This window comes from Streptococcus sp. 3.1 (genome assembly GCF_016648915.1).
Taxonomy (GTDB): domain Bacteria; phylum Bacillota; class Bacilli; order Lactobacillales; family Streptococcaceae; genus Streptococcus; species Streptococcus salivarius_E.
Genome location: NZ_JACLQV010000004.1, coordinates 44,784 through 59,481, shown reverse-complemented (window position 1 = coordinate 59,481; position 14,698 = coordinate 44,784). Strand labels below are relative to the sequence as shown.

General features: G+C 37.3%; 10 protein-coding genes and 2 pseudogenes. 8 read left to right on the top strand and 4 right to left on the bottom strand.

Annotated elements, in window-relative coordinates; translation table 11 throughout:
• The first annotated feature begins 17 nt into the window (after positions 1–17).
• Positions 18–530, top strand: coding sequence for an NAD(P)H-dependent oxidoreductase (locus H7U02_RS03625; protein ID WP_175061851.1), 513 nt, complete (start codon positions 18–20; stop codon positions 528–530).
• A gap of 177 nt (positions 531–707) precedes the next feature.
• Positions 708–806, top strand: a pseudogene (locus H7U02_RS03620) (XRE family transcriptional regulator); the annotation flags it as partial.
• Between the two features lie 87 nt (positions 807–893).
• On the opposite strand, the gene H7U02_RS03615 reads toward H7U02_RS03620, so the two are convergent.
• From H7U02_RS03615 to H7U02_RS03600, 4 genes are all read right to left on the bottom strand, one after another.
• A complete protein-coding gene (locus tag H7U02_RS03615) occupies positions 894–1,805 on the bottom strand; it encodes a helix-turn-helix domain-containing protein (RefSeq protein WP_195401207.1) in 912 nt (303 codons plus the stop codon).
• A 155-nt stretch (positions 1,806–1,960) separates the two neighbouring features.
• Positions 1,961–2,680 (bottom strand): ABC transporter permease, encoded by a 720-nt coding sequence (locus H7U02_RS03610; protein ID WP_195401206.1) that lies wholly within the window; start codon positions 2,678–2,680, stop codon positions 1,961–1,963.
• Positions 2,673–3,509 (bottom strand): ABC transporter ATP-binding protein, encoded by an 837-nt coding sequence (locus H7U02_RS03605; protein ID WP_175064837.1) that lies wholly within the window; start codon positions 3,507–3,509, stop codon positions 2,673–2,675. Before H7U02_RS03605 ends, H7U02_RS03610 begins: the two co-directional genes overlap by 8 nt.
• A gap of 85 nt (positions 3,510–3,594) precedes the next feature.
• Positions 3,595–4,503, bottom strand: a complete 909-nt coding sequence (locus H7U02_RS03600; RefSeq protein WP_175061847.1) for a helix-turn-helix domain-containing protein — start codon at positions 4,501–4,503, stop codon at positions 3,595–3,597.
• Between the two features lie 217 nt (positions 4,504–4,720).
• On the opposite strand from H7U02_RS03600, the gene H7U02_RS03595 reads away from it, so the two are divergent.
• The 6 genes and pseudogenes from H7U02_RS03595 (at position 4,721) to H7U02_RS03570 (ending at position 14,583) form a co-directional block, all read left to right on the top strand.
• Positions 4,721–5,242, top strand: coding sequence for an RDD family protein (locus tag H7U02_RS03595; RefSeq protein WP_225901291.1), 522 nt, complete (start codon positions 4,721–4,723; stop codon positions 5,240–5,242).
• A gap of 60 nt (positions 5,243–5,302) precedes the next feature.
• Positions 5,303–5,746 (top strand): 8-oxo-dGTP diphosphatase, encoded by a 444-nt coding sequence (locus H7U02_RS03590; protein WP_014634653.1) that lies wholly within the window; start codon positions 5,303–5,305, stop codon positions 5,744–5,746.
• Between the two features lie 186 nt (positions 5,747–5,932).
• Complete coding sequence (locus H7U02_RS03585; protein ID WP_201042787.1) at positions 5,933–7,282, top strand: DUF262 domain-containing protein; 1,350 nt, start codon at positions 5,933–5,935, stop codon at positions 7,280–7,282.
• Positions 7,283–7,286: 4 nt separating this feature from the next.
• On the top strand, positions 7,287–9,119 hold the full coding sequence (locus H7U02_RS03580; protein ID WP_014634651.1) for a GmrSD restriction endonuclease domain-containing protein: 1,833 nt from the start codon (positions 7,287–7,289) through the stop codon (positions 9,117–9,119).
• Positions 9,120–9,297: 178 nt separating this feature from the next.
• Positions 9,298–10,233 (top strand): annotated as a pseudogene (locus H7U02_RS03575) (IS30 family transposase).
• A 441-nt stretch (positions 10,234–10,674) separates the two neighbouring features.
• Positions 10,675–14,583, top strand: a complete 3,909-nt coding sequence (locus H7U02_RS03570; protein WP_201042785.1) for a GH32 C-terminal domain-containing protein — start codon at positions 10,675–10,677, stop codon at positions 14,581–14,583.
• The last annotated feature ends 115 nt before the right edge of the window (positions 14,584–14,698 follow it).

Sequence of the window (14,698 nt, the reverse complement as noted above, 5' to 3'; positions counted from 1 at the left end):
TAAGAAAGAGAAACGATATGAAAACCACAATTTTTACATTTCACCCTCAATTAAAAACGGGCTCACGCATTAATAAAGAACTGGCAACAGCTGCTGCTGGAGCTGGTTATGACGTGCGAGATATGTACCAACTGTATCCCAATTTTGACATTGATGTCAAAACGGAGCAAATGATTCTAGAGGTAAGTGATCGCATTGTACTCCAGTTCCCAATTTATTGGTACCAAACGCCAGCCCTCATGAAACAGTGGTTTGACGTTGTTTTTGAATACGGTTGGGCCTATGGTTCGACTGGTACTGCCTTACAAGGCAAGGAAGTCATGTTGGTAGCTAGTTTTGGAGCTGGGCAAGATGACTACACGAGAAACGGCCGCTTCCATGTAACAATTGAAGAGATTTTAAAGCCTATCACTACGATTCAGTATTTGACAGGTCTAACATTTCTGGAACCTCTTATCATAACTGGTACTTTAAACATGGATCAAGAGTTATTATCAAATAAAGTAAATAAATACCTACAAATAATATAAATAAGACATATCAACCCTCTATAAATGGAATATACTTTATTATTTTTCTGTTTCAAACAATAAAGCATCAATCAATATACTTGAATACTAGTGGATATTATTGAGTATATTTCATATTGTTCAATTAGGACAATACATAAAATTTTTCCTCTATACTTTTCCTTAGGAGAAAGATTGATGTACCGACGTTTAAGGGATTTGAGAGAAGACAATGATTTCACTCAAAAATTCGTTGCCGAAAAACTTTCGTTTACTCAACGATATTCAGGAAAGATAAGAAGCATCTGAGTTTAACTTCAGATGCTTCTTTGGTAGTTATTACATTTGGAATGAATCATGTTTAAAATGTTGATGATATATTTTCTATTTTATGTTTAAATCTTTTTCCATTTCCATTTTAAGATTTTTTATGAAGACTTGATCACCAAAAGCTTCAGCTAGTACGGTAGCTTTATTATATAGCTCATTTGCTTTATCTCTATTGTTCTCATAGAACAGATAATATTTTGCTTCAAGCATTGCTATCCCAGGTTGATAGGAATGTTGCATAATAGAATGCATGACCTCGTACATTTTATCAACAATAGTTTTCATGTTTTTATAGTCATGATGCATAACATAAATCCCAGCTATAGCTGATAAAGCCCCTAATAGTTCCACATTGGATAATTCATCACCTTGCAATCTTTGTTTTATTAACTTCATTCGGAAATGCTCAATTGTAGCTTTATCATATGAAGACCCTTGACATTGTACAGAGTAGTATTTTATCAACAAAAGGTCATTCAAGGTGTACTCTTCTTTTTTCAATACCTGATTCAAATAGTCTTCAAATACAATCTCAACAAGATCTTCTTTCTTTTCTTCAGATATAAAATTCAGGGTTCTTTCAATGATATCGATGGTTAAAAGTTCTTCTTCTGGTAGAATATCAATATATTTTTCATAAAGTTCTTCAATATCTTGTAGTTTTTTCTTGATACGTTCAGAATCGCCATAGACAGGAGACTTCATGAGTTTATATTTAGCATGATAATAGTCTTCAGGAATGTCTAGTTTTGTTTCACCTAACAAAAAGTTGAGGGAAACACCCAATTTATCACTGATGTATTGCAGTTTGACAATGGTTGGTAAAGAACGTCCGAGCTCGATTCTCATCAACTGTTTGACAGTTAATTCTTCTTCGGTATCACAAACGTGCTCACGTGTTAATCCTTGACGTTCACGTTCTTCACGGATTCTTTTTCCAATCTCGATTTTAATATCTTCGGACATCTGTATTTCCCTTGAGTTTTAATTATATAATAATATACCTTAAAATCATGTGAATGAAAAGACTATAAGAAGTTGTTTGTTTTATAGTTAGAAGAAAAGAAGGGAATAAACAAAACAACCATCTAGACTGAGTGTTAGATGGTTGTGGTTTTGAATTAAGATATTTTTCGTAATCTCTTAGATTGTAAAATGGTCAGTGCAGTAAAGAGGAGTAACCAAGCTAGTAGAGAAAGTGAGCTTGCTATTTGGTCTTGCCACTTAAAGGTTTCAAGCTGGCTTATAGATTTTGTGAAAAGGCCCATATAACTGTACTTCGTGACATTATCAAAATCTTTACTGATCCCTGAAAGCACTGGAATAAACATACTAATCATTGTTACTGGAAGGCTAATTACTTGAGCAGATACTTGCGTTTTGCTAATTAATCCAATGAAAAGATTGATTAGCATGATTACTAAAGCTGTACCAAGTGAGATGATAAGATAAGGACCGTAATTCGTTTCAATATTAAGTTCCAGTATTTTCGGAATAGCAGTTGTCATCACTAAGCTAATAAGCACTGGGTAAAACAAAACTGAAAGGATATAGTTTGTACTGTTAACACCACTTAAAAACAAAGTTCTTAAAATATTTTTTTCCTTTTCTTCGGAAACAATAGTACTGATTGGATTCCCAACTGATAAACTCAAAGATAAGGCTAAACAATTGACTAATAGATTGACTTTCATTGAGTTGTTTAGACTACCTTGAATCTCATAGATATGTTTATATAGAAAGGCAAATCCTAAAGGAAGGAGGATTTGTAGGATAATGGTTTTGTTAGATTTGATAACTCGTTTTCTAAGCCATAGTAAAGATTTCAATTGGTTAAACATTAAGTTTTCCTCCTGTAAGTTGGATGAAGATGTCTTCTAAAGTTGGTTCACATGAATGGATGGTTTGAATATCTTGAGTTGCAGTAATATGATTTAATTCAGAGAAGGGAATCACTTTCTCTTGACCTGAACAGTAGGTCACTTTTACCATTTTATTTGTATTATATTTCTGAATAAGATCAGCAGGTTTTCCTTCTTCAACAATCTTCCCTTTATTTAGAAGTACAATGTTATCGCATAAAATGGTAGCCTCGTGCATGTCATGTGTCGTCAGAAAAATGGTTGTTCCTTGTTGTTTTAGTTCTTCAATAAGAGCATGAATGGTTTGAGACGTTGATGGATCTAGACCAGAAGTCGGTTCATCAAGAAAGAGAACTTTTGGCTTGTTAATGATAGCCCTAACTAGAAGCATTCGTTGTTTCATCCCTGTAGAGAGTTTTTCTGCCAAGGTTTTACGATGATCATAAAGACCTACACGTTTCATCAAATCGTCAATATAATCTGGTGAAACATTGTAGAGTTTGGCGAAGAATAGAAGATTGTCATGAAGTGTTAATTTTTCATAAAAGCCACTATTTTCAGTTATTAAACCAATCTTTGACAAATCTTTTTCTTTTAACTGAAGGGATGATTTGCCTAAAATATAAGTTTCTCCCTGACTAGGAGTGAGTTGACCTGTTAAGATATTAATTGTTGTCGTTTTACCAGAACCTGATGGCCCTAAGAAACCTAGAATTTCACCTTCTTCAACTGTGAAGTTTAGATTTTCTATTGCTTTATATTTTTGAAATTGTTTGCTTAACTGTTTTGCTACGATAAGGTTTGTCATATCTTGATTTCTCCTACTTGATTATATGAATGAGTATAAACAAAAAAATAACGAATCAAAAGGACATTTATGTCACTTAGATTTGTTATTTCGTATTTAAATCTTTTTTCATTTCCATTTTAAGATTTTTGATGAAGACTTGGTCGCCGAAGGCTTCGGCTAGTACGGTGGCTGTATGATAGAGCTCTGTTGCTTTATTTATGTTATTCTCATAGAAGAGATAGTATTTTGCTTCAAATACAAGTACTGCGGGTTTATAAGCTTGTTGAAGTGTCTTATCAATAAGAACATACATTTTATCAACAACAGACTTCATTTCTTTATAGTCATGATGCATCACATATATCCCAGCTATAGCTGATAAAGCACCTATCAGTTCAACGTTAAACAGCTCATCACCTTGTAATTCTTGCTTAATTAATTTATGTCTAAATTTTTCAATTCTCTCATTATCATAGTCATAATCCTGACATCGAAATGCATAGTATGAAATTAATAGAAGGTCATTTAAGGAATATGCTTCTTTTTTCAACGCTTGAGTCAAATAGTCTTCAAATACAGATTCAATAAGACTATCTTCTTCCATAACCATAAAATTTAACGTTCTTTCAATGATATCAATAGCAAAAAGCTCGTCCTCTGGTAGAATATCAATATAGTTGTCGTAGAGTTCCTCAATATCTTTTAGCTTCTTCTTGATACGTTCGGGGTCGCCATAGACAGGAGACTTCATGAGTTTATATTTAGCCTTATAATAGTCTTCAGGAATGTCTAGTTTTGTTTCACCTAGCAAATAGTTTAGGGAAACTCCTAATTTATCACTGATATACTGCAGTTTGACAATAGTTGGTAATGAGCGACCGAGCTCAATTCTCATCAGTTGTTTGACGGTTAATTCTTCTTCGGTGTCACAAACCTGCTCTCGAGTTAGCCCTTGGTGCTCACGTTCTTCACGAATTCTTTTTCCAATCTTGATTTTAATATCTTCTGACATACATAATTCCTTATGATTTAGATTTTTAATAATAATATAACGTAAAATTGAAATAAAGTCCAAAAGCCATAATAGAAGTAGTGTATAATAAAACCTACAGGAGTTTACAATTATGAAACAATCTCAATTTGCGAGGGTGCTAGCCAGCAGATTTTCCTCTCAAATATTATTTAGAATATTAAAAATGTTATAATAGGAGATGAGAAAGGGGGAGATGATGATGAAAATTATAGCAATAAACCCTATTCCGTTTAAAAAAAGAATGATTGAATTTCTCTTTGATTATCTTTTCATTCTAGCTTATTTAGTTCTTCTGTTTTTAAGTTCGATGCTTATTTACATCATCTTTTTTAATGGTGTCCCAGAGTTTACAGAAATTCAGTCGCAGTGGCTTGTATTTTTCACCTCTGTTTTGCCAATCACGCTCCTTTTCACATTCTTGGATTATAAAAATGATGGCAGTTTTGGGAAGGTAAAAGCTGGACTTGAACTGGTCTACCAGAAAAAAACAGTGCAGGCTAGCTTGATTAGAAATGTTATCAAATTTTTACCTTGGCAACTCGGTCATGTGGGCACGATTCATGGCTTATATAGTGATTTTGATGTGGTATCCATTATCCTTTCTAATTCGGCGACTCTACTTGCAGTTTTGCTACTGGCAATGACGATATTTAGGAAAGATAAGAGGCATCTAGGAGACCTACTAGCCCGTACACAAGTGCAACTAAAAGAAGAATAGGGTAGAGATTGTTTATCCTATCCTTAAAGAAAAAGACAAACATAGTTAGGAAGTATTTGTATGAATGAGACTGTTGAGTTTACAAATCTTTGTATGGTAAGAGACGGCGATAGAGTTCTTGTTATTGATCGTAAAAAAAAGGACTGGCCAGGCATAACCTTTCCTGGTGGTCATGTCGAAGCGGGAGAATCATTTACGGAAGCAGTAATCCGTGAAGTGAAGGAAGAAACTGGCTTAAGGATTGCTTCTCCCCGGATTTGTGGAATGAAAGATTGGGTAGAAGACGGCATTCGTTATGTAGTTCTCTTTTATAAGACAGAAAAGTTTGACGGAGAATTAATATCCTCTGAAGAGGGGGAAGTCTGGTGGGAGGACCTGAAAGAATTGCCAAATCTAGACCTCTCTCTAGATATGGAGGATATGCTTCGTATCTTTCTTGAAGAAGACCTGTCTGAATTTTTCTACTACCAAGATGGAGAAGACTGGAAGTACGATTTAAAGTGAATTTGGATACTGATTCTTTTAATAATTAACTTGATAACTTTTTTTAGCAGTTAACCCAATGGTTGGCTGTTTTTCTTTGTCATAAATAAAAATTCGTCATCAATCTTGAGTTGACTTCTTAAAATGTTATAATGAGTGATATAAAACCGTATTTAAAGAAATTGAAGTAGATAGAGGAGTTGTTCAATGTCAAACTTGAATGAAAATTTGCGCATTGTCAGTGTTAGAGAAATGATGGTAGAAAGGTTAGCGATTCCTAATTATCAGAGACCGTATCGTTGGGGAACACAATCAGCACTTAGACTGATCACAGATACTTATGAGGCGTTTAAGAATAGAATTCCAGAATATCGAATGGGGTCTGTTGTACTCCACAGAGAAAACATAAATGACGCATCTTCTAAACTTAATATTGTCGACGGCCAGCAGCGCTTAACAACTCTTTCTATTCTTTTATTTGTGGTGTATGAGATACTTCAAGAGGCATCATATGCTAATCTTTCATCCTTGCTGAATGAGGAATATAATGAACTATCTAGAGAAGCGATCGTGCATAATTTCCAAATCATCAAGCGCAAGCTAAGAGAGTTTGACGGACAAGAAGTTAAAAAGTATGCTGATTATCTTCTTGATAACTGTTCTTTGGTAAAGATTATCACGAATGATGAGCAGGAAGCTTTTCAATTCTTTGACTCCCAGAATTCTCGGGGGAAGGCTCTCTCTCCACATGATTTGTTGAAATCTTATCATTTGAGAGAAATGAATGATGAATCTGAAAGTGATAAGATTGAGATCATACAAGCTTGGGAAAATAAAAATCAAAGCGAACTGGAGGATCTCTTTGCAGACAATCTCTTCCCCTTAGTGAGATGGTATAAGAACAAAAATGGCCTTCATTATTCTACTAAAGATATTCAAACTTTTAAGGGAATTAAACCTTCGAATCCCCATCATTTTGCGACTTATGCTAAAGCCTCTCATCTTTATGTGGAACGTTTTAATGCTGACAAAGTGTATGAGCTAACAACTGGAATTCCTTTGAATCAATTCCAGTTAACCCAACCCTTGATTGCTGGAAAAAGATTCTTTTCATACACTTTGCATTATGCCAACCTCTATAGAGAGATTGTGAACTTGGTCGATAGTAGATTTAGTGAAGAAGAGGTCATAAAAAACGGAACTGGTGATCTCTATGTTTATAATCTCTTCATAAATATTTTGATCTTCTTTGTCGATAAATTCAGTATGAAGGAATTGACACCTGCAAGATTGTCTTTTCTACATAGATGGGCTTATTCTCTAAGATTGATCATGAAAGCAGTCTATAGAGAATCGGTAAATAAGTACGCACAAGGACAATCAGATCGTATCAATAAGGGATTGAATCTCTTTGCTTTGATTTCTGAAATGCAGGATCCGATAGGGTTGGATACCATTGTTTTAGATATTATCTCAAAGGAAGCTTTCCAGAATTCCAACGTGAATAAAAAACGCTATCAAAAACTCTATGATAAAGTATTTGGAGAGGAGGACTAGTCTAATGAGAAGTGAAAAGTATATTCAACCAGATGAATTGAATGTGGACAATGTTTTTGAAAATGTCAACTATGTCATCCCAATCTATCAACGAAATTACGCATGGAGAAAAGATGAAATTGAGCAATTGCTAATGGATATTGATGATCTTGACGAAACTAATTCAAGTAAATATTACCTTGGCAGTTTAGTGGTCAATCAAGTCCAACCTCGAGTTTATGAAGTAATCGATGGCCAGCAACGCTTAACTACTTTGTTTTTGCTTCTTCGTTATCTGGATCATCCTTCTGTAGAAAGAAATCCTTTGAAATTTGAAGCTAGAGAAAAATCGAACATCACTCTAGGTGAGATCGAAACTGTAATGGATAGTAAAGAGCCTTCTCTTTATTCAGAAGAGTTAGTAGAAGGATATGAAATAATTAAGAAATATTTCCAGAGCAAAAACGCTAATGATGATTATAAAAAACGGTTTAGAGATAAGTTTTCTACTGTAACAATCATCCGAACCCAGGTTCCTCAAAATATCGATTTGAATCACTATTTTGAGATCATGAATACTCGTGGAGAGCAATTGGAGCTCCATGAAATTGTGAAAGCAAAGATTTTGGGTGCTATCAAGTCTGAAAATGGATTCAGTGAAGAGGACAAAAAAGATAAACTAATTGCAGCTACGATTTGGGATGCTTGTGCACAAATGGACAACTATCTTCAGATGGTTCTCCCAGTAAAAATACGTGAAAAACTATTTAGTGCAAATTGGGATATGCTGAGGGTGGCTGACTTCTCAGATCTTCGTGACATTTTTAATGCAGAAAATAACAGTGATGAGACTCAATTTACCTTAAAAACTATCTTGCAAGCGCCGGATTCTACTGTGTCTAATCAAATTGATGATAGGGAAGAAGAAAATGAACGGTTTGAGTCTATCATTAACTTTCCAAATTTTCTTTTGCAGGTCAATGAAGCCATGGAGATGACTGAGACGGATCGTGATAGTGGATTAGATGATAAGCGATTCCTTGACTTATTAAAGGACAGATGGGCTAGTAAAGAAAAGGCCTTGGAGTTTATCTATGCTCTTTTGAAGTATCGGTATCTATTTGATCGTTATATTATTAAAAGAGAATATATCGGTGAATACAAGGTCGAAGGGAAATGGTCTTTACAAAAGCTCGTCATGTATGAGGATAAAAAGGGGAGAAAACCATCCTATAAATCTACTTTAGACTCAATGGATCAAGAAGAAGGAACGGATAATCAACAATTACGACTCCTAGAATCTTGCCTGCGCGTGACCTATACTTCCCCTAAGACCATGCACTGGATTGCTAGAGTCTTGACGAATGTGAATAAAGAGCAAGATGGCAAACTCCTTATCCCTACCTTAGAAAAGTATTGCTGCAAAAAAATTGAATCTTCAGATTATCGAAATCGAAGTGGATTTGGTATCGATCGGATTGTCTTTACTTATTTGGATTATCTGTTGGCGAGGGATAGAGCATCTGAATTTAGCAATTTCCAATTCCAGTTCAGAAATTCTATCGAACATTTCTTCCCTCAGCACCCTATTAACGCTGATAATTCAGTGACTGTTGAAAATAGAGATCTGTTGGGGAATCTTGCTCTCATCACTGTTTCAGCCAATTCAAAGTTTTCGAATCGGTTTCCAATTGAGAAGGTTGAGCATTTTCCAAATATAATAGAGCAAAGTCCCAAGTTGAAGGCGATGAGTGACCTGCTCAAGAAATATGATCGAAAATGGGATAATAACAGTGTCAAAGAGCACAATGCTAGCATGCTCAGTCTATTAGAAACGGAGATAGAAAAGTACAAATAAGTGTTAATCTTTTCAAAATAGTGAAAAGCTAAAAATTATAGGAAAGAAGAAAACTGTAAAGTAGAAATTGCAGTTTTTCTTTTTGATAAATTGTAAAATATAGTGCAACAAAAAAACTCATAGCGTTTCATTGGTGTAAACTGTAAGTAACCACACAAACAGAACCCGAGGAAAAACTATGAGCTACTCCCATCTTACCATAACCGACCGAATAAAGATAGAAACTTACTTGGATTTAGGTTTGAAATCTTGCCAAATTGCAAGTAAACTTGGTGTCCATAAGTCTACCATTTCAAGAGAGTTAAGACGATGCCAAAATGGTTATTCCGCCGTCTTAGCACAGGAACAGTACGACCACAGGGCTAAGCAAAAGGGTCGGAAGTCTTGTTTGACACCAAAGTTGAAAAAGAAAATTGAGAAGGGGTTAAAAGCCTCTTGGTCACCTGAACAGATTTGTGGTCGCTATCAGCTTGAACAAAAGCCAATGGTAGCTTTTAAAACCATCTATAATTGGCTCTATGCTGGTTTGATTGATCCGGATTTAAGCGTCCTGCGCCGAAAGGGAAAAAGTCGACAGCCCAAAGAAACACGTGGGACATTTAGGATTGGCACGTCGATTGCCAAACGTCTTAAAGAGGTCAGGAATCGTGAGACTTTTGGCCACTGGGAGCTCGATACTGTGGTGTCTTCCAGAGGCAAAAGTAAGGGCTGTTTAGCGAACTTTCTAGAGCGAAAAACTCGTTTTTACTTAGCTTTCAAGATACCAGATAGAACAGCCAAAGCCATGTTTTCAGCTATCGAACAACTTTGTAGGCTATTTCCAAAAGAGACTCTTAAAACCTTCACTTCAGACAGGGGAAAAGAGTTTGCCTGCTATCCTCTGGTGGAGAACTTAGGAATTCCCTTTTTCTTTGCGGACGCCTATTCTTCCTGGTAGAGAGGAAGCAATGAAAACGCAAATGGCTTACTAAGAGAATATTTCCCAAAGAAAACAGATTTAGCCGCTATCTCTGAGGAGGCTTTGAACAAAGCCTTATATGATATCAATCACCGACCGCGAAAATGTTTAGCTTACAGAACTGCTTGTGAAGCTCTAGAGGATGAGTTTGACTAAATGTTGCACTTATTCTTGCAATTTATCATTTTTAATCGAAATATGAATCTTTCGGGTGGGTCCTGGATGTGGAGTGCTAGCCTTTTGATTTTACTGGCTGCTTTTGCCTAGCCTTTTGGGATTCTTTGGGATTGCTATTGTAACCATTGGTATTATTGGAAATAGCCTGCTAACAGGCTCAGATTAAACATAAGTAAGGGACTTTCGAATGGCAAATTCGGAAGTTTTTCATTTATATGAAAAATATTACAGAAAAAGATGGTATTTTCAGATTATAGTGATATAATGATATTAAAAGTAAGCGTTTACCGTTTTAATGTAAACCCTAAAGATATTTCCGGAAACTTTGATAGGATTATTAATAAAGGCAAATGTATTGACTTTGAATTTTCATGAAAACTGAGATAACATTTAATGTTGCTCTAAAGAAGGAGAAGAGTCATGAATGATACTGTTTGTAAAAATTGGTTTATGCGTAAAAGTGGGAAGACATGGGTCTATGGCTGTGCCTTGGTAAGTTTTGCAGGCTTGGCCCTGGCTGGTCCTGTCTATGCGGACCAAGTGGAACAGGCAACTGTGAGCCCAATACCTCAGGAGGTGGTAGCTCAGACTGATCATCAAGTTGCTCCACAAGTTGAGGTTGCTCCCAGCACGACCAAAGAAGTCCCCCAAGTGATAGAGCCTAGCCCGTCTCTTGTTTCCGAATCTGCTATAACAGCTCAAGAGAATCTCACTCAGCCTAGTCCTAATCAGCCAAAAGAAGTCCAAACACAGGCTAGTGAGGCTGAAAAAGTGCCTAATCAAACGAAAGAAGCTGATTTGAATCAGAACAGTCAAGAAACGCCAGTTGAAACCAATAGTACAAGTCCTGTTCATGTGACAGAAGATAAAACGGATTTGCCTAATAATGAAGCAGTTACCAATCTTGAGGGAATGACCGCAGATCAAAATGGTCACTGGGAAATGCAGGCTGATGGCATTCATTCAGATGCCAAAGACAAGGGAGACTCTTTCCTTTATTCTCAATCTGAGGGCAAAAATTTTGTTTATTCTACGGATGTGACCTTCAAGGAAGCTGGTGGTGCAGCTGCCCTCATTTTCCGTGGTAACAATGATAGCAGTAACAAAAATATGTATGGGGTCAATGTGGACTCTGGTAACCATAAGGTTAAGTTTTGGCGTTGGGTCAATAATCAGGATATTCAACTCGTAGATGAAAAAGATGTGACACCAACTGCTGATGAAACCTACAATCTTAAAGTGGTTGCGGCTAATCAGTGGCTATCTTATTATGTCAATGATGTACTTGTGGCTAGTACAGGTGACTCTGTTCTTCAAAAAAGTGACAAGGGTCAACCACAGGTTATTTCAGAGGGCTATTTTGGTCTTCTTAATTGGAATGCCAATGTCATTTTCAGAAACACCCGTTATGTCAATCTTGACGGTGCCAGTCTTCCTTTGATTGACAATCTCGTGGTAACCTCAAAGACAGGCTCTGTTGAAAAACAAGCCCAATTCTTCTCCCAAGAACCACTTCATATCCAATATGTAGGGCATAATGCTGAGACGGTAGGCTTTGACATTACTAAGCACAATCCTAATGCTGTCATCAAGGTTGAAGATGCCAAGGGAAATGTCTACACAGATATTTCACAATTGCCAGTGGCTGTAGGTGCCAATTACTTTACTATTGAAAGTAGTGTGACCGATTCGCTTGGTCGTCCAGTGACCTTGACTTACCGTGTTAATATCCACCGCAGACAGAGTGATGATGTCTATTACAACGAGCTTTATCGTGATCAGTATCATTATTCTGTCAAGGATGGCTGGGCTAATGACCCTAATGGCTTGGTCTTCTACAAGGGACGTTACCATCTCTTCTATCAATTTTACGATGATACCAAATGGGGACCAATGCACTGGGCCCATGCGACCAGCCGAGACTTGCTTCATTGGGATGAAGAGCCGATAGCCTTTTATCCAGATGCGACGGGTCACATGTTCTCAGGCTCTGTCGTGGTTGATAGTACCAATAGCTCCGGCCTCTTCAAATCTCCGGAAGGTGGCCTGGTAGCTATTATTACTTCAAATGGTAATGGGCAACGGATTGAAATCGCCTATAGTGAGGACGAGGGTAGAACTTGGCAAAAATATGACAAGGTAGTTGCCGACTGGTCTCAGGACCCCCTTCAAAACCAAGATTTCCGTGACCCTAAGGTCTTCCGCTGGGATAACCAATGGTTTATGGTCCTTGCTGGTGGTCCACTCCGCATTTATTCTTCACAAGACTTGAAGAACTGGCAAGTTGAAACAACCTACAAGGATTTGCATACGGAATGTCCTGACCTTTATCCGATTGTAGCCAATGATGGTGCACTCAAGTGGGTCCTCTCACGTGGCGGTCGTTCTTACAAGGTTGGTGATTTTAAACAAGTGGATGGCAAGTGGGCCTTTGTAGCTGATGATGTTTACCAAGACCATGACGAAATCATGAATTTTGGTAAGGATTCCTATGCTGCTATGACTTATTATGTTCATGATTTTGGAACAGCTGACCATCCCAACATCCCACAATTGACTGAAATCAACTGGATGAACACTTGGGAAGATTATTGTAATCTGGTTGCAGATACTGTAGGTCAAAAATTTAATGGTACCTTTAACCTTAACCTTGACCTTGGTTTGGTTAAATCAGGCGACCGTTACCTCTTGACCCAAACCCCTGTTAAGGCCTACGAAAGCCTTCGTGACACAGAAAATGCCCAGTATTTTGAAAATGTCACAGTGGCTTCTGACAATGAATTGCTTAAAGATTTCAAAGGCGATACTTATGAAGTGGTTTCTCACTTTGTACCAGGTAAGGACACGACAGCAGTTGGATTTAATCTTCGCGTTGGTGATGGTCAAGCTACTAAGGTCATTTACGATTTAACTAAGGAAACTTTGTCTATTGACCGTAGCCAATCTGGTACTATCCTTTCTGATGCTTTTACTAAGGTTAATAGTCAACAAGTGACTCGCAATGAAGATGGTTCTATTGATTTGCATCTTTATGTGGACCGTGCGAGTGTAGAAGTCTTTGCTAAGGGGAATACGGTAGCTGGTGCTAATCAGATTTTCCCAAGCCCAAGAGCCGTTGGAGCGAGCGTCTTGGTTGAAGGTGGTCCAGCCAAAGCAAATATTGCTATCTACCCAATTAAGAGTACTTGGACTGACAAGAAGGAAGTCACTAAGGCTGTTGCCATGAACACCACAGTTGCAGGTCATTTGGCTCTTGAAGTTGGTCAAAGTAAGGATTTGCAAGTTTACCTCGCACCAGCTTCTGAAGAGCAGGATGTGACATGGACAGTAAGTGATCCAAGTTTGGTGTCCTATACTGAACATGACAATAAACTTTCTCTCAAAGCCCTTCACAAGGGTCATCTCACTGTCACAGCAACTTCAGTTGAAAACCCATCATTGACCAAGACCTTTAATATTGACATTACGCTCAATAATTTTGCGACCAACCTTAAAGGCTTGAAAGCTGTCACTGGTGATTGGTATATTGATGACGATACCCTTTACGATAGCAATGTTAGTGCAAATGACTTCTTCATGGCCTATGAAAGTAATGGCTTCAAGCAATTTGACTATGATATCGATGTCAAATACCAACATGGTTTGGTCAACCTCTTTGTAGCTGCGGAACGTGAAGAACCAGGTCGTGCCTACTCTGTCCAATTTGCTGACAACGACACTGTTCGTCTCTTCCGTTTTGGTGGTGAAACCATCGCTGAAGCTCACTTGGATAAAGCTATCAATGACGGTCAGTACCACCACGTCAAGGTTGAAAAGGGCAAGGACACTATGACAGTCTATGTCGATGGCAAGGAAGTACTCCATCATCAATTTGATGCTGTGGATAATTACTTCAATCATGCCCATGTCGGTCTTGGTCTTTGGGATGGCTCAGTAGAATTCCAAAACTTCTTCGTAACTGAAAAAATGACAAACACAAGCAGTGACACTACTGACGAACCAATCAAACCTGATCCTCAGCCAGAACCAAGTCCAGAGCCAAATCCGGAAAATAAACCAGTTGAACCTGAGCATCAGCCTGAGGTTGCTCCAGAGCCTGAACCAACTGGGCAAAATAATGGTCACGACAGTACAAACACTGTGCCAGATCCATCTCAGGATAATACTGGTAAGCAAGAAGAAAGTAACACTCCAGTGGAAACACCAAAGACTGTCACACCACTAGTTGAGAACCTCCTCAAAAAATTCAACGCATTTAGTCTCTCAACCTTCCTTGCGAATATTGCCAAAGAAACATGGCACTTTTTGACAAATTGGTTATTCAGCTAAAATCAAAACGTTGAAAAGGCTATGTAAGAAGAAAAAAACTTAGAAGTATGAGTGCTTCTAAGTTTTTTTGTTAAGAAATATTTCTGAAAGAAATTTAGTTTCTTTTCAAAAAATT